General features: G+C 41.4%; 15 protein-coding genes. 9 read left to right on the forward strand and 6 right to left on the reverse strand.

Annotation, left to right across the window (positions count from 1 at the left end):
- Positions 1 to 12 precede the first annotated feature (12 nt).
- From ABC361_RS04340 to ABC361_RS04350, 3 genes are read left to right on the forward strand one after another with little or no spacing between them, the layout of a single operon-like run.
- Positions 13 to 1008: a zinc-dependent alcohol dehydrogenase gene (locus tag ABC361_RS04340; RefSeq protein ID WP_413072850.1), complete on the forward strand. Its 996-nt coding sequence runs from the start codon at positions 13 to 15 to the stop codon at positions 1006 to 1008.
- Positions 1005 to 2768 (forward strand): thiamine pyrophosphate-binding protein, encoded by a 1764-nt coding sequence (locus ABC361_RS04345; RefSeq protein ID WP_413072851.1) that lies wholly within the window; start codon positions 1005 to 1007, stop codon positions 2766 to 2768. The genes ABC361_RS04340 and ABC361_RS04345 overlap by 4 nt, the downstream gene beginning before the upstream one ends.
- Positions 2769 to 2795: 27 nt before the next feature.
- The gene (locus ABC361_RS04350; protein ID WP_413072852.1) at positions 2796 to 3989 is read left to right on the forward strand and encodes a CaiB/BaiF CoA transferase family protein; all 1194 of its coding nucleotides are present in this window, start codon (positions 2796 to 2798) and stop codon (positions 3987 to 3989) included.
- A gap of 285 nt (positions 3990 to 4274) precedes the next feature.
- Here ABC361_RS04350 and ABC361_RS04355 read toward each other — a convergent pair whose 3' ends face one another.
- Together ABC361_RS04355 and ABC361_RS04360 are read right to left on the reverse strand one after the other, a co-directional pair.
- Positions 4275 to 5558, reverse strand: coding sequence for an ArgE/DapE family deacylase (locus ABC361_RS04355; RefSeq protein WP_413072853.1), 1284 nt, complete (start codon positions 5556 to 5558; stop codon positions 4275 to 4277).
- A gap of 293 nt (positions 5559 to 5851) precedes the next feature.
- Positions 5852 to 7597 carry a glycoside hydrolase family 13 protein gene (locus ABC361_RS04360; RefSeq protein WP_413072854.1) on the reverse strand — a complete coding sequence of 582 codons (1746 nt, stop codon included), beginning with the start codon at positions 7595 to 7597 and terminating at the stop codon, positions 5852 to 5854.
- 208 nt (positions 7598 to 7805) lie between these two features.
- On the opposite strand from ABC361_RS04360, the gene ABC361_RS04365 reads away from it, so the two are divergent.
- The 5 genes from ABC361_RS04365 (at position 7806) to ABC361_RS04385 (ending at position 14131) form a co-directional block, all read left to right on the forward strand.
- A complete protein-coding gene (locus tag ABC361_RS04365; RefSeq protein ID WP_413072855.1) occupies positions 7806 to 9062 on the forward strand; it encodes a sugar ABC transporter substrate-binding protein in 1257 nt (418 codons plus the stop codon).
- On the forward strand, positions 9059 to 10339 hold the full coding sequence (locus ABC361_RS04370; protein WP_413072856.1) for a sugar ABC transporter permease: 1281 nt from the start codon (positions 9059 to 9061) through the stop codon (positions 10337 to 10339). The genes ABC361_RS04365 and ABC361_RS04370 overlap by 4 nt, the downstream gene beginning before the upstream one ends.
- A 3-nt stretch (positions 10340 to 10342) precedes the next feature.
- Positions 10343 to 11185 carry a sugar ABC transporter permease gene (locus ABC361_RS04375; RefSeq protein WP_413072857.1) on the forward strand — a complete coding sequence of 281 codons (843 nt, stop codon included), beginning with the start codon at positions 10343 to 10345 and terminating at the stop codon, positions 11183 to 11185.
- A gap of 230 nt (positions 11186 to 11415) precedes the next feature.
- Positions 11416 to 13068: a glycoside hydrolase family 13 protein gene (locus ABC361_RS04380; RefSeq protein WP_413072858.1), complete on the forward strand. Its 1653-nt coding sequence runs from the start codon at positions 11416 to 11418 to the stop codon at positions 13066 to 13068.
- 37 nt (positions 13069 to 13105) lie between these two features.
- Positions 13106 to 14131 carry a LacI family DNA-binding transcriptional regulator gene (locus ABC361_RS04385; RefSeq protein ID WP_413072859.1) on the forward strand — a complete coding sequence of 342 codons (1026 nt, stop codon included), beginning with the start codon at positions 13106 to 13108 and terminating at the stop codon, positions 14129 to 14131.
- Between the two features lie 34 nt (positions 14132 to 14165).
- On the opposite strand, the gene spoIIP is transcribed toward ABC361_RS04385, so the two are convergent.
- The 4 genes from spoIIP to ABC361_RS04405 form a co-directional block, all read right to left on the reverse strand.
- Positions 14166 to 15263, reverse strand: coding sequence for a stage II sporulation protein P (spoIIP, locus tag ABC361_RS04390; protein ID WP_413072860.1), 1098 nt, complete (start codon positions 15261 to 15263; stop codon positions 14166 to 14168).
- Positions 15264 to 15460: 197 nt separating this feature from the next.
- Complete coding sequence (locus tag ABC361_RS04395; RefSeq protein ID WP_413072861.1) at positions 15461 to 16303, reverse strand: carbohydrate ABC transporter permease; 843 nt, start codon at positions 16301 to 16303, stop codon at positions 15461 to 15463.
- Positions 16303 to 17226, reverse strand: a complete 924-nt coding sequence (locus ABC361_RS04400) for a carbohydrate ABC transporter permease (protein ID WP_413072862.1) — start codon at positions 17224 to 17226, stop codon at positions 16303 to 16305. Before ABC361_RS04400 ends, ABC361_RS04395 begins: the two co-directional genes overlap by 1 nt.
- Positions 17223 to 18509, reverse strand: coding sequence for an extracellular solute-binding protein (locus tag ABC361_RS04405; RefSeq protein ID WP_413072863.1), 1287 nt, complete (start codon positions 18507 to 18509; stop codon positions 17223 to 17225). Before ABC361_RS04405 ends, ABC361_RS04400 begins: the two co-directional genes overlap by 4 nt.
- 319 nt (positions 18510 to 18828) lie before the next feature.
- On the opposite strand from ABC361_RS04405, the gene ABC361_RS04410 reads away from it, so the two are divergent.
- Complete coding sequence (locus ABC361_RS04410) at positions 18829 to 20175, forward strand: TrkH family potassium uptake protein (protein ID WP_413072864.1); 1347 nt, start codon at positions 18829 to 18831, stop codon at positions 20173 to 20175.
- Positions 20176 to 20178: the final 3 nt, after the last annotated feature.

A 20178-nucleotide genomic window follows, 5' to 3' on the forward strand; every position in this document is an offset into this window, starting at 1 on the left:
GAGCGATGTACGGTGAAAGAGATCTATCTAGATCAACCTCAAGTCATGCAAGTCAGAGATGCGCTCCCGTTGCCGAACATCCAACATGGAGAAGTAAAGATAAAGTTACTTTATGGCGGTATATGTGGGTCTGATTTATCCGTATATAAAGGTAGGTTGCCTCATGCGCAATATCCACTACGACCAGGGCATGAAATTGTCGGTGAGGTTATTGAGAGCCGAGCGGAACACATTAAACCAGGCGGTCGTATCGTTGTCACACCAAATACGTTTTGTGGACAGTGTGAGTTTTGTTTGAAAGGCAAACCAAATATTTGCAAAGAAAAACAGTCGATCGGTATCACGTGTGACGGTGGATTTGCAGAAGAAATAATTATCCATTCGCGCTATTGTTTACCTATTCCAGATGAACTGTCTGATGAGGCAGCTGTGTTAATTGAGCCATTATCGGTCATTGTCCACGGGATCAAACAAATTAACATCCAACCTGGTATGCGGGTGCTTGTTGTTGGCTGTGGAACAGAGGGCTTGCTTGCATCTGCGTTAGCTCATCATGTTGGAGGGAATGTAACCGCTATCGATATTAATGCAAATAAATTAGCATTATTGCAGTCATTTGATGACATTATCCTCGGTCATCCGATGGATATTGTCGGCGAAACATTTGATATCGTCATTGAAGCCGCAGGTACAAAACAGTCGGTAGAATCATGCTTTTCACACTTGAAACCAGGTGGAGAACTACTATTGATTGGAATTACACCAGAAGCAACCATTCCTGTCGCGCAAGTTGTTCGAAATGAACAGAAAGTTGTTGGCAGCATTATCTACGAATTTCCAGCTGATTTTCAGACAAGTGTATCGTACTTATTAGAGGAAACCTTTGACCCAACGATCTTCATTTCAAAAATCAAACCTTTTTATGACTATGAAGAAGCGTATCAAATGGCATTAAGCGGCAATTATGCAAAAATCGTACTACAATTTAAAGGAGCTGTTGTTTCATGAAGAAGCTAGTATCAGAACAACTTGTAAAGTATTTAGAAAGTCGTGGAATTGAACATGTGTTTGGTTTGTGCGGTCATACGAATATTGCCGTGCTAGCCGAATTAGACAAAAGCCCAATTAAGTTTATTAATGTTCGCCATGAGCAAATTGCGTCCCACGCGGCAGATGGGTATGCACGAGCAAAGCGTCAAACCTCTGTAGTATTGAGCCACCTTGGACCTGGTTTAACGAATGCCGCTACAGGTGTAGCGAATGCGGCGCTTGATTCCATTCCAATGGTAGTGATTGCAGGAGACGTTCCGAGTCACTATTACGGAAAGCATCCACACCAAGAAGTAAACATGCATGCAGATGGCGCTCAATGGGAGATTTATCGTCCGTTTGTAAAACGCGCATGGCGTGTGGATCGTGAAGATTTATTTCCAGAAATTATGCAAAAGGCGTTTCAATTAGCAGAAAGTGGCCGTCCTGGTCCAGTTCTTGTGTCTGTACCGATGGACATGTTTTCAAAAGAAGTGGAAGAAGAGAAGTTTGCGATGTTAAATCATCATACACAGACGGTTGAAAAACCATCACTAGATGAAGAGACAGCGGAACGTATTGTCGAGACATTGGCACAAGCAGAGCGTCCTGTCATTTATGCAGGTGGGGGAGTCATTCTTTCACAAGCAGAAGAGGAGTTAAGAGCGTTTGTTGACCATATGAACATTCCTGTCGCGCATTCCTTAATGGGTAAAGGTGTCTTGCCAGATGATCATGATTTAACTATTGGCATGACCGGGTTCTGGGGGACAAAATTTATTAATGACCAGACAAAAAATGCAGATTACTTATTTGGAGTTGGTACACGTTTTTCTGAAGCCGACTCTAGTTCTTGGTACCATGATGTCACGTTTAATTTTCCAAAAACAAAACTGATTCATATTGATATTGATTCAAGTGAAATTGGTCGTAATTATCCAGTTGAAATTGGTGCGGTTGCTGATTTAAAACGAGCTTTCGTTGCCTTAAATCGTGTGGCAAAGCGCTTGTATCCAGTTGGAATTGACCGCAATGCCACGTTGAAAGAAGAGATTCAAACCTATCGTCAATCTTTACGAGCATCTATTAAAGACAACGCGACAAGTGACGCATTCCCGATGAAACCTGAACGCATTCTTGCGGATGTTCGCGACGTATTACCAAGAGACGCATATATCACAACAGATGTAGGCTGGAATAAAAATGGCGTTGGTCAACAGTTCCCGATTTATACACCAGGCTCCATTTTAACACCTGGAGGATACGCAACAATGGGCTTTGGGTCCTCTGCTGCGCTTGGGGCAAAACTTGCACAGCCGAACAAAGTAGTTGTATCGCTAATTGGTGATGGTGGATTTGGTCAAAATCCAGCTGTACTTGCAACGGCTGTAGAAGAAAACATTCCAGTTGTCTGGGTAGTCATGAATAATAGTGCATATGGCACAATCGCAGGGTTGGAGATGGCTCATTACGATACAACATACGGAACACTTTTTAAGAAAGATGGAGAAAGCTACACTCCTAATTTTGCTGAAATCGCAAAAGGGTTTGGTGTAAAAGGGGTCAAAGTTAAATCGGCGGATGAATTTAAACAAGAGCTCAAAGCGGCTATTGAAGCGAACGAGCCGGTTGTGCTTGATGTCGCAATGCGAAATGAACCCGTTCCGACTGACGGTCAATGGAACATCAATGACATTTACTCACCTGATAGTGAAAAATCACATGTGAGCATCCCTTAAAAAGAGTAAATAAAGGAGTGTACAAAGATGAAAACACCATTAGAAGGCGTCAAAGTGCTCGATGTGTCTACAATGATTGCCGCTCCTTATGGGACTGCATTACTTGGAGATTTTGGAGCTGACGTAGTAAAAGTTGAAATTCCAGGAAGAGGGGATACGTCAAGAAGCGTAGGGCCTTTTAAAGAGGACGAACCCCTTCGCTGGCCAGGCTTATCAAGAAACAAGAAATCGTTAACACTCGACCTTCATCAAGAAGAGGGCGTCACGATTTTAAAAAAATTAGCTGCGACTCACGATATTCTTGTAGAAAATTTTCGACCAGGTACGCTTGAAAAATGGGGAGTTGGCTATGATATCCTAAAAGAAATTAACCCAAACCTCATTATGATTCGAGTGTCTGGCTATGGTCAAACAGGTCCTTATAAAGAAAAAGCAGGCTTTGGGACGCCAGCCACAGCGTTTAGTGGCTACACGTATTTACAAGGCTTTACCGATCGTCATCCAGTCAGTCCACCATTCTCGTTAACAGACTATATCTGTGGAATCTATGTTGCGTTTGCAGCCGTTACGGCACTTTATCATCGTGATGCTCATGAAGATGGAGAAGGGCAAATGGTTGATATCGCACTCTATGAAACGGTCTTTCGCATGATGGAATTTCTTGTAGCCGAATACGATCAACTTCAAAAAGTGCGGGAGCGTGCGCCAGGATTAGCTGGCCACTCTTCGCCATCAGGAACCTTTCAAACAAAAGATGGCCATTGGGTTGTACTTGTAACGAGTACGGACACAACATTTAATCGCTTAGCGAAAGCGATGGATCGAGAAGATATGCTCATAGACCCGCGCTACCATACAAATGCGCGTCGCTTAGAAAACAACGATGAGACGAATGCAATTGTGGAAGCGTGGATTCACGCACAAGAGAGAGAAGCATTACTGGAAAAACTGGATAGTTACGGCGTTCCGATTAGTCCGGTTATGAGCATCGCCGATATTTTTGAAAATGAGCAGTATAAAGCGAGAGAGAACATTGTGGAAGTGAAACATCCACGTTTAGGAGCGATAAAAGTACCGGGAATTGTACCGAAGTTTGAAAAGACGCCTGGGAGTATTCGTTCCATTGCACCAGATTTAGGTGAAAATAACGAAAGTGTACTAATGGAAATTGGCTATAGTAAAGAAGAAATTGAACAGTTTCTGCAAAATAATGTGATTTAAGTCAATTTGATAACTCGAAATGGATGCAAAAAATACGTACGATTGATTTAAAGTGGCGAACGCTTTCCCACAGGCACAAGCCCGACATCCGTTTTCGCTGCGCGATGACTTGCACTCACGGTGTCTTCTTTGCCTCGGGTATGCCCTTTAACCAATCATTCAACTTTATTTACGAACGGCAGAAACGAGAATAGCGGACTCTTTTCTGAAATAAAGTTAATTCGCTATTTCATTCAAGCGCTTACGAAAAAAAAGGGATGCTACTAGCATCCCTTTTTAAATTGCCTATTTCTCATCTACGCCACACCAGCTCGCTAGAAAGTTTGCATACACTTTCGTCACATCGCGGACGCTTTTTAAATCTACCCATTCGTTGACCTCGTGAAAATGACCGCCAATAGGACCGTAGCACGTTGCATCAATATCGTAATAAAGCTGAAAAAAACGTGCATCTGTCGTAGAAGGTAATGTTCGTCTAGATGGTTGAGTGTTGGTTACGAGCTCGTGAGCTGTATCAAGCTCCTTAAACAACTCAGAAGACTCGTTACTTAATGTACCTTCTGCATGAAATCCGTAAAATTCAATGTCAGGTGGATTTTCAATAAACCACGCGTCTTTTTTCGTTTCTTGCATAATCCATTCAATTAATTCTTGTTTGCGCTCAGCAACAGATTCTCCTGGTAGTAAAGCGACACGACCTTCAATTTTTGCTCGAATCGGTTCGTTTGATGCAAAATCACCTGCTGTTACCTTACCAATATTCAGATCAATTGGCTTATCTTGATCTGAAAAAGTGAGGTGAGATCTCGTTTGATTTAAATGACGCTCAAACGCGAGAAGTGCAGACGTAATCATGTGTATTTTCTCAATAACATTGGTTTGGGTTTGGTTTATTTGATCTTTTTTTATCGTTCGAAGGGAAATCTCAAACCAAAGTGAGCCGACTTGTCCAGTGGAAGGTTGCAAGCCAAATGGCTCAGGAATAAGAGCAGCGTCCGCTGTGTATCCTGCTTCAAGAGCCGCTAGCGCACCGTTACCCGAGCGCTCCTCGTCAGGAACAATTTGAAGCATAAAATCGTTATTTGGCACGTAGCCACACTCAATTAAGGCACGATATGCAAAAATCATGGCAGAGAGACCGCCTTTCATATCGGCAGTTCCCCGTCCGTAAAGACGACCCTCTTTTTCAACTGGTTCCCAAGGAGACGTCTCCCACTCAATGGTCGGTTCAGCACTAACAACATCCGCGTGACCTTGAAAGATAAGCGTCTTTCCTTCAGATGGATTTGCGCCTTTCTTTGTGCCAATCACAATGTCGCTGTATTCATAGGACCAATTAACAGGGGAGAAGCCAGGGTGTTTTTCAATACGCTCTATGTCAGGGTAAAAACGGTCTACTTGCAAGTTTAATTTTGTCGATAAATAGTCTGCTAAGAACAACTGAAGTCGATGTTCTTTCCCGCTCAATGAAGGGAAGCGAGTGATCGTTTTTAGAAATTCTACTTGTTCAGTCCACAACTCGTCGATTTTATTATTTAGTTGTTCACGTAACAACTGAGAATCAATCATTGTTTATAGTATCCCCTTTGTTCTAATCGCTAAATTAATTCCTTGTGTGATGATGAAGATAATGTTCATCCTATCTGGTCCTATGAAATGGCGAGCATGAGAACAACACATCTAATCAACAAGGCTCATGTCATTCAATTATTATGGAAGAATCATGTTTTTCGTCTACGTTTTATTCAAATTTCCTATTCCCTATACATTCACTGGAAAAACATTGAAACCTTATATGAATCGGGTTAATCACATAAAAAACTTGCCAGCGACTACATTCGCTTGGCAAGTTCATAAAGCAATTATGTGCTGTACGTTAATTGTACCACGCAAAAGCTTTCTTGTTCTAATGAAAACGAAGAAGTGACAGACTCGTTTTTAAAAAGATCATAACCTTGTGCGTTTTTTTGTTGGAGAGAAAGAGTCTTTTGTTCTAAGGAACGATTATAGGCAAATAGCAATGTTTCTTCAGGTGTAGATGTTTGGTAAAGAAGAACATCATCATCTTCAGAGTCTAGAAATACAAGGGATTCGTACGTCCCAAATGCTGAATGCTTCTTTCGGAGTGCCACTAACTTCCGCAAAAAATTGAGCATCTCTACATCTTGTTTGTCTTCGTCCCAGATCATACAAGCACGGCAGCCTGGATCGTTTACTCCGGCCATACCGATTTCGTCACCGTAGTAAATACAAGGAGAACCAGGAAATGAAAACAGTAAGGTAAACTGTAACTTTACTAATGCTTTATTGGAATGACTTGTTGTTAAAATGCGAGCGGTATCATGGCTGTCGAGCATGTTAAATTGTGCAGCATTTACTGTATCAGGGTAGCTCATTAAATGCTTCGTTAGCGCCATTTTTGCCTCTTCACTTGTTTGCTTATGAAGCGCATAATTTTGAATCGCATCTGTTAGAGGATAGTTCATAACCGCATCAAACTGATCCCCTTGTAGCCATGCACTTGATTGATGCCAAATTTCACCAAGAATATAGACATCGTCTTTTGCACGTTTAACTTCCGAACGAAACGCGCGCCAGAAATCGTGATCGACTTCATTTGCAACATCAAGTCTCCATCCATCAATATTAAATTCCTCAATCCAATACTTCGCTACGTTTAAAAGATACGCGCGAACATCAGGATGTTTTGTATTTAATTTTGGCATAGACGAAACGAAAGCAAAGGTTTCATAGTTTGGACGTTCGCCGTCTGGTTTGAGTGGAAGGTCAAACGGGTGAAACCACTCTTTATATGCGGAATCCTCGCCGTTTTCTAACACATCTTGAAAAGGCGGGAAATAATAGCCGCTGTGATTAAAAACCGCGTCAAGCATCACGCGAATGCCGCGCTTATGACATTCTTTCACAAGTGTACGCATCGTTTCTTCGTCGCCAAAATGTGGATCAAGGCTTAAATAATCAATCGTATCGTATTTATGGTTAGAAAACGCTTTAAAGATCGGTGTGAAATAAACGCCGGTAATACCGAGGTCATGCAAGTAATCTAGATGATCGATGACACCTTGTAAATCGCCACCAAAAAAGGTATCCGGTTTAGGTGCCTCGCTTCCCCAACGTAACGTACCTTCAGGATTTCTTGCAGGCTCACCATTTGCAAACCGTTCAGGGAAAATTTGATACCACACTGTATTCGCAACCCAAGATGGGGGGGTGAATACGTCGGTTTCATGCGCATAAGGAAGACAGAAATAAGCGGAAATTTCCTTCGGCTGTTGCGTATAGAACCCTCTCTCGGTATAAAACATCGTCTTTTCACTTGTTTCTATTTTAAAGCCATAGCGCATACGAGAGTAAGGCATTGAAACAGAAACGGACCAATAATTATAAATGTCATCGCTATGAATGAGTGACATAGGGGAATTGCTTGATTGCCATTGTTCGTTTTGCCAATCATAAGGGTCCCCATGAATAACCGTCACGCGAATTCCTTCATCTAAAGGTGTCTGCAGACGAATAACGGCTTCATGTGAGGATGTTAAAAAAAGGTGGTGATGTTGTTGGGTGTGAATAATACCAGCTTGATTCATCATAACCCTCCTAGGTTGTTTTCTTAAATCATATAGTTGGTGTGGGATTGGTGTCAAACCTTTTTGCAAACGATTTCCTATATAAAAAAATAACTATTGCCTAATAATAAAATTACCCGTATACTATGTGTGTAATTGGTATGTAAACGGTTTAATTATTTTATGCAAACGTTTGCCTTTGCTTAAGCATATATAGGGGGGATACGAGATGAAAAAATGGCAGTTTGGTATGAGTATGACAGTAGCTGTTGCGATGCTCGGTGCGTGCGGTCCAGATCGAGATGGTGTGATGGAAGAGCTTGAAACGGAACCAGCAACAGAGGAAAATAAACCAGATTCGCTACATATATGGGTGAATGATGATGAGCGTGAACTTTTGGCGTATCGAGAAATTGGCGATAACTTTGAAGCTGAGACGGGGATTGAAGTAAGGATTACGCCCTTTAGTATGGGGGATCAATTAGAAGCGATGTCACTCGATGCACCAGCTGGTGGTGGACCAGACTTGTTTTATCAACCGAACGATATGGTTGGAAGTATTACACTTCAGGGTTTGGCAGCTGATATTGAACTAACGCCAGAACAAGAAGCGGAATATTTAGATGGAACATTGGAAGCACTTAGCTATGAAGGCGAGCTAGCGGGTGTTCCTGCGGCAGTTGAGACCTATGCGTTGTTTTACAACACGGACATTATTGATGAAGCACCCGAAACGATAGAGGATTTAGAGGCAATCGGTGAAGAATATACGAACGCTTCTGCAAATGAATTTGGATTTCTTCTAGAATCACGTGAAATGTATTTTGCTTATCCATTTTACGATGCGTACGGTGGCTACATCTTTGCTGAAGAAGGCGAAGACTATGACACACTGGATATTGGCTTAGCGAATGATGGGGCTGTTAAAGGTGGCGAAATGTTACAGCGCTTTCACCAGGAAGGGTACTTACCACAAAATCTAAATGCGGACATTTTGAATGGTTTATTTTTAGATGGAAGTGTAGGAGCAGTATTCTCAGGTCCTTGGAACATTGCTGAATATGGAGAGAACCTTGGGGATTCCTTGAAATCAGCACCGCTACCGACTGTGGACGGAAATCCGATGCGCTCTCTCGGTGGCGTGAAAGCGTGGATGGTGAACGGATATAGCGATCATATTAGCTGGGCAACGGAATTGGCACTTTTTATGACGAATGAAGAAAGCGCACAAATCTTTTTTGAAAACAAACGTGAAATTCCCGCTCGTGCCGAAGTGACGCTAGACGACGAGCTTTACGAAGGTTTCCAAGAACAACTTGAACATGCGTATTTTATGCCGAATGTACCTGAAGTTTCCGCTGTATGGGGACCAATGGGCGATGCAAACGTGTTTATCTCACAAGGAAATGATGTACGAGAAGTATTAGAGGAAACCGTTGAATTAATTGAAGATGAAATACAAATTATGGGGGCTGGTAGAGAATGAAAGACGTAGAGCCAATGAACAATCATAACCCCAAGCTTGCAGGGATCTTATCCATTATTCCTGGACTCGGACAACTTTATAACCGCCAGTGGCTCAAGGGAGCTTTGCTTCTTCTTGTAACAGCTGCATTTATCTTTGTATTTTACGACATCTTTAACATGGGCTATTGGGGGTTATTTACCCTTGGAACGTTGGATGGCGTTGATGATTCTCGTGTGTTAATTGGACAAGGCATCGTAGCGATCTTCTTAACAATTTTCGCAGCAATCATGGTGTTTTTAAATATAAAAGACGCGCGCCGTGTCGCAAAGATGCGTCTAGAAGGGGTAGGAATCCCAAGGCTACGTGAACGTACGAAGCATTCTTGGGATAAAGGATTCCCTTACCTACTTGTTTTACCAGGCTTGGCATTATTGCTTTTAGCAGTCGTATTCCCGCTTTTATACATGATTGTCCTTGCCTTTACAGATTACAACCTATTTAATTCACCACCTCGAAATGTGTTGAGCTGGGTTGGCTTTCAAAACTTTATTGATCTAGCGACGATTCCAATTTGGCGTCAAACATTCATTTCGGTTCTCTCTTGGACGATTGTTTGGACGGTTGTAGCGACAACACTACAAATTGCGTTAGCGCTATTCCTAGCAGTTATTGTGAATGATAAACGTATTAAAGCGAAGAAACTAATTCGTACTGTCCTTATTTTACCTTGGGCTGTACCAAGTTTCGTCACAATTATTATCTTTGCGGCAATGTTTAATGATGGGTTTGGTGCGATTAATACGGACATCTTTGTCCCGTTGTTTGATTTTGCGGTTCCATGGTTATCCGATCCGTTCTACACACGTATTGCGTTAATTATGATTCAAGTTTGGCTAGGGTTCCCGTTTGTGTTTGCCCTCTTTACTGGAATCTTGCAAAGTGTATCTGATGATTGGTATGAAGCAGCAGATATGGATGGCGCAAGTCGGTTTGCGAAATTCCGTTTTATCACGCTACCACACGTACTTTTCGCAACAGCACCATTATTGATTATGCAGTACGCGGGTAACTTTAATAACTTTAACTTAATTTACCTATTTAATGAGGGGGGACCACCAGTACGTGGTCAAAGTGCCGGAAGTACAGATATCTTAATTTCATGGGTATACAGCTTAGCATTTGAAAACTCTCAATACAGTATGGCGGCAGCAATCTCCATTATTATCGGTATTCTTGTAGCCCTGTTTGCAGTGTTGCAATTCCGTCGCAGCGCGTCATTTAAGGAGGACAGATAGACCATGAAGCATAAAACAAAATCAAAAATAGAAGTCTTTCTCATGTATGCGTTTATCTTCTTTATGTTCGTGATTATCGCGTATCCATTAATTTGGACAATCGGTCTTTCATTGAGTCCGGGGACGAATATTTACGGAGCAAGTATCCTGCCAGAAAACTGGTCATTGGAAAACTATCGCTGGTTGTTCTTTGACGAACAGAGTCAATACACAACGTGGTATATGAATTCGTTATTTGTTGCAACCGTTACGTCTATTCTCTCAACAATTGTTGTCTGTTTTACAGCGTACGCATTCTCGCGCTATAACTTCGTTGGAAAAAAGAACGGGCTTTATTTATTCCTTGTTCTTCAAATTTTCCCAGTAATTATGGCGATGGTTGCGATTTATGTTCTTTTAAACACAATTGGTCTACTTGATAACTTGTGGGGATTAATCCTTATCTATGTTGGTGGATCCATTCCAATGAATGCATTTCTTGTAAAAGGGTATTTCGATACATTGCCTAAAGATTTAGATGAATCGGCTAAACTTGATGGCGCCGGGCATTTTCGGATTTTCTTTACAATCGTCCTTCCATTGGCAAAACCAATCTTGGCGGTTGTGGCATTGTTCAACTTTATGAATCCATTAATGGACTTCATTTTACCGAGAATCGTCTTACGTAGTCCGGAAAACTACACGCTTGCGTTAGGGTTGTTCAATTTCGTTAATGATCAGTTTGCTACAAACTTTACACGCTTTGCGGCGGGGGCGGTACTTATTGCTGTACCAATCTCGATTGTATTCTTGTTCTTACAGCGCTACTTAATTTCAGGATTAGCGTCAGGCGCAACAAAAGGGTAAGAGACACGTTAAAGCAACATACAAGGAGATTTCTTTTAGAGATCTCTTCTTGTATAAACAAATGATGACATTCATTCAAATCAGTCAATCAACTTTGAAATTGGCGACGACTCCCGCGGGAACAAGACGTTTTTGAGAGACGATGTAGGATTGATGAAATTCATTTCAATGGTTAAAAAGGCGCTAAAAAGAGATTATAGCTGATATGTATAAAGATAGGAGTTTTGGAATTGTCAAAACAATGGTGGAAAGAAGCGGTATGCTACCAAGTCTACCCTCGTAGTTTTTACGATGCGAATGGGGATGGAATTGGAGATTTAAGAGGTGTTATTGAGAAGCTAGATTACTTGCAATGGATGGGCATTGATGTGATCTGGATGAGTCCAATGTATGATTCACCTAACGATGATAATGGGTACGATATTCGGGACTATAAAGCGATTATGAACGAGTTTGGTACTATGGCTGATTTTGATGAATTGCTTGAAGAAGTGCATTCAAGAGGAATGAAGCTTATTATCGATCTCGTCATTAATCATACGTCTGATGAGCACGAATGGTTTGTAGAATCTCGTTCGTCAAAAGAAAATGAAAAGAGAGATTGGTATATTTGGCGCGATGCAAAAGAAGACGGGAGTGAGCCGAACAACTGGGCTTCTATTTTTAACGGTCCGGCTTGGGAGTGGGATGATACCACACAGCAATACTACATGCATATCTTTTCTACAAAACAACCAGATGTAAATTGGGAGAATCCAGATGTGCGTGCGGCTCTATACGAGACGATGAACTGGTGGATGGATAAAGGCATTGATGGGTTCCGTGTTGATGCGATTAGCCACATTAAAAAAGTAGACGGATTTCCGGATATGCCGAATCCAAACAACGAGCCCTATGTTGATTCATTTGATGGCCATATGAACCGACCGGGGATTCACGAGTACTTGCAAGAAATGAAGGAGAACACCCTTGACCAGTATGATGTCTTTACTGTTGGCGAGGCGAATGGCGTTCGAATGGAAAATCCTGATGATGTAGCCGCGTGGGTAGGGGAGCAGCATGGTGTGTTTAATATGGTATTCCAGTTTGAACATTTAGGTCTTTGGAGTAAAGATAGTGAACAGAAATTAAATGTTCCAGCCGTGAAAGAAGCGCTATCGAAATGGCAATACGGGCTGGAAAGTCTTGGTTGGAATGCATTATTTATTGAGAATCACGATCAAACAAGAGTGGTATCGTCATGGGGCAATGATGAAGAATATTGGGCTCGTTGTGCAAAAGCGCTTGGAACAATGTACTTCTTTATGAAAGGAACGCCTTTTATTTATCAAGGTCAAGAAATTGGGATGACGAACGTCCAATTTGACTCGATTGATGAGTATGATGATGTCTCGATGCGTAATTTCTATAAACAAGAGATGGATAAAGGCGTCCCTCATGAAGAGATTATGCCAATTATTTGGGAATCTGGACGAGACAATTCACGTACGCCTCTTCAATGGGATGGGAGCAAAAACGGCGGATTTAGTACAGCCGATCGTACGTGGATGAAAGTGAATCCGAATTACCCAAGTATTAATATTGAACGGCAGCAGGACGATCCTGATTCAATCTTAAGTTACTATCGAAAAATGATTGAAGTTCGGAAGCAATTTGATACACTAGTATATGGAAACTATGAATTACTGGATACCGATGATCGTGTATTTGCATATGTAAGAAAAAGCCAGAACGAAACGTTTACCATTGTCGTGAATTTATCTGAAAACGAACGAGCGCTTCCTGCCATCAAAGATGCTGAACTTGTTTTAGCAAACGTAGATTCAGAAGTGAGCAGCACGTTAAAACCTTACGAGGCACGTGTCTACCGCACAAAAGAATAAGCGCAAGGCGGGACGATGTGAAAAAGGGTGGAGACTAGTGAGTACAATAAAAGATGTGGCAAAATTAGCAGGGGTGGCACCATCTACCGTTTCAAGGGTGATTGCCGATAGCCCAAAGATTAGCAGGAAGACGAAAGAGCGAGTAAGAGAGGTTATGGATGAACTAGGTTACTATCCGAATGTCCATGCTCGGAATCTTGTAAACAAAGCAACCAATGTGATCGGAATTATCATGCCAAGTGCATCTTATGCTCCTTTTCAAAATCCTTTTTTCCCAGAAGTGTTGCGAGGTATTACGGCACAAGCAAATGAAGACAAATATGGCCTTTATTTTTCAACGGGTCAAACGGAAGAAGATATTTTAGAAGAAGTGAAAGAGATGGTTCATAGTCGTCGAGTTGATGGAATTATTTTGCTGTATTCCACAACGAATGATCCTATTATTCCATTTTTGCTAAAAGAAAAGTGCCCATTTGTTGTCATTGGACGTCCGTCAGAACAATATGAACACGTTGTTTCATATGTAAATAACGATAATGTGAAAGCTGCCCGAACTATTACTGAATACGTGCTTTTGCTAAGACATGAGCGCATTGGCTTTATCGGTGGTAGGAAAGATGCTTACGTCACTCTTGATCATAAAGAAGGATTTGAGCAAGCGCTTCAAGCAGCTGGTATCGAAATAAACCCAACTTATATTGTCTACCATGATGAAATTTTTGATGGTGGGGAACAAGCAGTGATTGAACTGATGGCTCAAAAAACACCACCTACAGCTGTTGTCGTAGCTGATGATCTAATGGCACTCGGCGTATTGCGGATGTTGACAAGTATGGGGTATCGGGTTCCCGAAGACATATCCGTTGTTAGTTTTAATAATGTGTTAATGTCAGAACTATCTGCTCCACCGTTAACAACGATGGACATTTATATTTATGAACTCGGTTTTCAAGCAGCCTCGCTTGTACGTGAACAAATTGCTTCTCCACTTATGGAGGCACAAGCAAGGATTGTTGGTCACAAACTTGTACGCCGTTCTTCAACAAGCAGAAGAATAGACTGAAAACACGCCTCTCGTTTAGGGAGGCGTGTTTGTTTTACTCTTGAATTGTTTCTTTGTAATAATCTGCTAATAGATCCGCTACGACGTCTGCGCTCCGCAACGCTTCATCCATCGTGTTGTCAACACCGCCAAATTCAACAAGCATCGCTGTATCAGCAAGGTCTTGATTATAAATGCCGTTACCTTGTGACAAGTCTTTTTCAAAAACACCACGACTCAAGCCAGGGTAAGCCTCTTCAATTAGGTTATGAAACTCCTTAGCAGTCGCTAGTTGTGCATCTGCGTTTGGATGGGCTGTTCCTACAACGAAAAAAACACGTGCATAGGTTTCATTGTTAATCGTTACAGCTGTTACATCGCGACGTACCGAATCTCGGTGGAAGTCTAGAAGTAGATCATATTGCTGCGTTTCTAGTTTGTTTTCAATAATTTGTCGAGAAGCGGTGTAGTAATTGCTCATATTACGTTCTGCCATATAGGCATTCATATTCGTCTTATCCACATCTGCTACAATACCGTGATTGGAAAGCCTGTCCGCAAAATGCTTCCCGACATTAATAATGTTTAATTCAGGGTCACTGGAAATGGCTTGATCCGCATTTTCAGCACCTTCTAGACCAAGTTCAGGTAAAAAGGATTCGTAGCTATGGGTGTGGTAAATGAGCACAGATGGTTCTTGATCCTCAGCTGCTCTTTCATTTGATTCTTCCTCTTCTTCATTTGGGTGTTGCTTGGCTAGCTCAGCTAAAGAATCTTCAGGAGGCAACGTCTCTCTTGGCATGTTGGTCACGTCTGTACCTTGTCCGGCAAGAGCAATTCTCGTATCAAATGCTGCCATGGCAGGGATTCCTTGTGACAGAAGTGATAATGGATGGTTAAAGTCTAAATTCGTTGCTGCATTCATGAAGAAATTGCTTACCGACTTCGCTTCAAACTCATCTGGAAGTGCTTGTTTGTATACAGGGTTTTCCATAGAAATAAGGTGGAGCAAATCAACACCTTCTAAAGGAGAAACCATATCATTTAACCCTCGGTTATACCAGGTTTGATTTGTTGCTAAAATACTAATAATAAGTAATGTAGACAGAAGCATGATGGAGATGCTTCCTAACCATTTCATCACGTCGTTCACAACAAAATCACCTTCCTTCTTCTCTACTCTATGAAACTGTAAACGAAAATATCACTTTAAAATTAGGGGAGAGAGGGCACAGGTAAAGGGAGTAATGGATGATTTAATAGAAGTAGTGTATCGTGATTTACACAGAGATGTGGACTTTACTCAAAAAAAGAGCAACATAGCGTAAGCCATGTCGCCCTTATAGTAGACTATCCTTTTACTGCTCCGGAAGTCAGTGCGCCAACAATGTAACGCTGGAGAAGCAAGAATAAGATAATGACAGGTACAATAGACATAATGCTACCTGCAGCTAAGTAGTGCGTCGTTATTTGCGCTTGGGTAGACTGTAAATTCACGACACCTACAGATACAGGATAGAGGGCGGCATCGTCAATTAAGATAAACGGGATGACAAATTGAGACCAGCTTTGGACAGACACGAGGATAACGACGGATATGATTCCTGGCCGTGCAACAGGTAGCAAAATCTTCGTTAACAGTTGCCACTTCGTACATCCATCAATAATAGCAGCTTCGTCCATTTGTTCGGGAAGCGTGTCAAAATAATTTTTCATAAACCATGTAGCGAGAGGGAGCACGACGGCTACGTAGATTGCTAGAATGATAAGGAAATTATTAAGAAGGTCCCAGTTTGCAAAGAAACGATACAACGGAATTGAGATCACGACAGCAGAAATCATTTGTGTCATAAGCACAATCATGAGAAAAGCACCTTTTCCTCGCATTTTAAATCGTGATAACGCGAATGCGGCAGGAAGTGCAATGAGCAAAGTAAAAAGAACTGTTAACACAACGAGTCGAAATGAATTCCATAAATACGTTAAGACAGGCGTTGTTTGTAACACTTGTAAATAATTTTCGAACTGCCAGCTTGATGGCCAAAGCGAAGGTGGAACTTCGAACAATTCACTCTGTGTCTTGAGCGAAACAGACCCAACCCAAAACAACGGGAATAAAAAGATGACGACTATGAAGAAATATGCGGCATATAATTCGGCTTTTAAGAAACGTTCTTTCTTTTTGGGTGTCATCAATTCTCACCTCGTTTTCCTAATACTCGTAAATAAATTAATGTCATGACAATGTTGATCGTTAAGAGCACAACCGACGTAGCGGCACCGACACCTAAGTTAAATTCTTGGAAAATCGATGTGTAAATGCTTAAGGCTATCACTTCTGTGCTATTTCCTGGACCACCTTGAGTAAGTGCCATCACCATATCAAACGTATTGAACGTATCAATGGAAATAATAATTAAATTTACGAGAACAATAGGGGCAATTGCCGGAATAATTACGTTCTTTAAACGCTGAAATGGACCTGCTCCGTCAATTTTGGCAGCTTCAAGTACATCTTTTGATACGGTTTGTAAGCCTGCATACATGAGAATCATACTGAAAGCTGTTCCGCGCCAGACATTCGCAAGCGTGACTGAAAGGAGTGCCATCGTCGGATCAGATAAAAAGGTAACTGGGCCAAGACCGACGAGAGACAGAAAGTAATTCAAAATCCCAGCCTGAGTTTCCGTGTAAAGCATTTCAAAGATAATCCCGATGACAACTCCAGGAATCGCCCATGCAACAAGCACCGATGTCCGGACGATAACGGTACCTCGTAAATTTAATTCTTCTCCTCTAACAATTAGAAGGGCAACGATAAACCCGAAGAGTAGTTGCAGAACGACGCTGAAAAAAACAAAAATTCCAGTTGTACCAAGCATTGAAAAGAAACCAGGTAACGTAAATAAACGAACGTACGACTCAAGTGTGTAGTCAAATTCTGGGTCAACTAAGTTCATATCTGTAAAGCTCATTCGAATAATCTCAATAACCGGATAAAGAAAAATGGCCGCTAATAAGAGAGTTAGTGGAATGAGCCATGGATAAGGGGTATCTGAAAACTTTCGTCTCTTTCGTTTTGAAGTAGTCATGGTTGCTTTTGTTTCCAGCTTCATTCCTCATCCTCCAGTCCGAACGTGACGATTTCCCAAGCGTCTTCGAGTGCTTCTTCTGGAGTTTTACTTCCTGATACAACTTGAGAGATGGCCGTTTGCAATTGAACAGAAACGGTATTGTAAACGAGTTCTGGTGGACGTGGACGCCCCTCGTCTTCTAAAATATCTTGAAATTCATCGATGAATGGAATCGGTTCGTATTCAGAGGATTCATAAACGGATTGGCGAACAGGCATGGAACCATCACGGGTAGTAAAGCGAGCCATCCCTGTCTCTCCAACATACGTGCGCTGCAAATAATCAAATGCAGCCCGCTGTTTCTCAGGGTCTTCTGTAAAAATACCAAATGCCCAACCACCAACGGTTGTCGTATGTTCCCCGCCTTCTATGTACGGAAGGGACGCAACCTCCCAGTGTTCAAACTCATCGCCTAAAATATCTTGAAAGGTATTAATTTGCCAACTGCCTGGATAAAGCATTTTGACTAAACCAGTAGAAATTTCAGCATTTCCGTCATTTTCTTCGCCGTTGGTTGCCATCCGCTGTGAAATTGCACCAGACTCTACCCCTTCATGAATGGTAGTGAACACGTTAAGCATGTGATCACGGTTTTCTTCATTATAAAAAGCAGGTTGACCTTCCTCATCAATGAGCTCGCCTCCTTGTCCCCAAAAGAGAGGCCATAAACTTGTTACAGCAGTCCCTTCACCAACGCCAAGAGGGAGAGTTAACCCTTCAAACCCTTGATCGACTAGATCGTGAGAAATCTCCATGGCTTCCTCCCATGTGGTAGGCGCTTCTGGAACATAGCGAGTATCATAAAACACATAGCGAATATCTGTGCTTAAATATAGTCCATAGACGTGACCATCGTCACCGACCATTACTTCTCGTGCGAAAGGTAAGAAATCGTTGATATCCATATCAAATTCTTCCATTAGTTCGTCAAGAGGCTGTAAATAGTCTTCAAATCGCTCAATTGCGTACCCATCAATAAGCGCAAAGTCAGGGGCTTGTCCGCGAGTGGCTTGTTCTTGTAAACGAGCCATCGCTTCATCAATATTTGAAGTGTGGATACTATGTTGCATTGAAAAGTCGTACTCTTCTTCAATTGCATGAATGTTTTCTTGCACGTATGTACTCATTTCCTCATCTGGAGCATCTGGAGAAGAGTCAGAACCAGTAATCCACGTAATCGTATCGTCATCGGCAGCTGTTGTGCAGCCACTAAAAAATAAGAGAAAGCAGCCGGTTAAGAAACACTGTTGTTTTTTGCTGGACATACAAACGCCTCCTTCTTAGATTTATGGATCGTTAATGTTTTTGCACTTATCAAAATGGTAACGTTTTCATAAAATGATGTCAAATCATATCGAATTTTCTTTATTTTATAGTAAACATAATCTATTTTAATTTGAGTGGAAAAATGGGAATAACTTTCTGTATTGGTGTATGTATTATTCCTTTTCCATTAGATAACTGTAATCAGGTTATGTAAAAAAATGTACAACCGCATCTTCGCAATAATTTTTATTGCAATCCCTTTATGGACAACATAGTATTAGATTCATCTATTAACGTGAAAAGAATAAGGAGTCAACTATGAAACGAAAAAAGAGTAATCCTTTTCGAGTGATTCTCTTCGCATATTTAGTATCAATGCTTTTGTTTAGTGTTCTGCTCTATTTGCCTATGTTCCATGAACCTGGGATTGAACTTTCTTATCGAGATGCGCTGTTTACGTCTGTTAGTGCAGTAAGTGTAACGGGACTTGTGACGATTAATGTTGTGGAAACCTTTAATTGGGGAGGGATTATCGTCCTAGCTCTCGCCATTCAAATGGGTGGGATTGGCATCATGACTCTCGCAACGTTTGCATGGATGATGCTTGGACGCCGAATCAATTTATCACAACGGTTGCTCATTATCGTTGATCAAAACCGTGTGCAAAACCAATTTTCAGGTCTTGTTCGCTTAATGAGTAGCTTAATTGTCATCGCGCTATGTATTGAGGTGACAGGTGCGCTTATTCTTGGTACCTATTATTTGCAGTTTTTTGATCAGCCCTATGAAGCCTATATCCAGGGGGCGTTTGCGTCGTTAAGTGCATTTACCAATGCAGGCTTTGATGTAACAGGACAGTCATTAATTCCATTTGTTGATGATTATTTTGTTCAAGTCATTACCATCTTGCTTATTTTTGCTGGATCGATTGGATTTCCGGTTATCTTAGAATGTATTGAGTACATAAAAAGCAGGAGGCGAACGTTTAAGTTCAGCTTGTTTACAAAGCTAACAACGACAACGTATTTTGCAGTTTTTGTTATCGGAGCCATTGGGATTTGGGTTCTTGAGAGAGACCTTGCGTTTGCGAATCTTAGTTGGCATGAACAAATCTCACAATCAATCTTTTTTTCAGCTACAACGAGGAGCGCTGGCTTATCAACCGTTGATTTAGCGGCATTCCATGTACCTGTTCTTTTATTCATGTCGCTACTTATGATGATTGGAGCCAGTCCTTCAAGTGTCGGAGGAGGCATTCGGACAACGACGTTAGCGGTGATGATGTTGACGTTACGTAGTTTTGCTACTGGTAAGAAGCATGTGCAAGTGTTCGGACGGAACATTCATGAAGAAGACCAACAAAAATCATTTGTTGTTTTATCTATTTTTTCGGGACTCTTATTTCTTGCGATTATGCTTATCATGGCATTTGAACAAGATACGAGCATTACGCTTTTACAAGTATTAGTGGAAACCGCATCTGCATTTGGAACATGTGGACTTTCATTAGGGATTACATCTGAATTGTCATTGCCCAGTCAAATTGTGCTAATGCTTTTAATGATAATCGGAAGAGTGGGTATTATTGCGGTGCTATTCTCTTTTAGAGGGAACGAACAAAGAGGGAACTTACAATATTCAACAGAACGTATTTTAATCGGTTAATTA

It is taken from the genome of Shouchella phoenicis (assembly GCF_047238345.1).
Lineage (GTDB): Bacteria > Bacillota > Bacilli > Bacillales > Bacillaceae_D > Shouchella.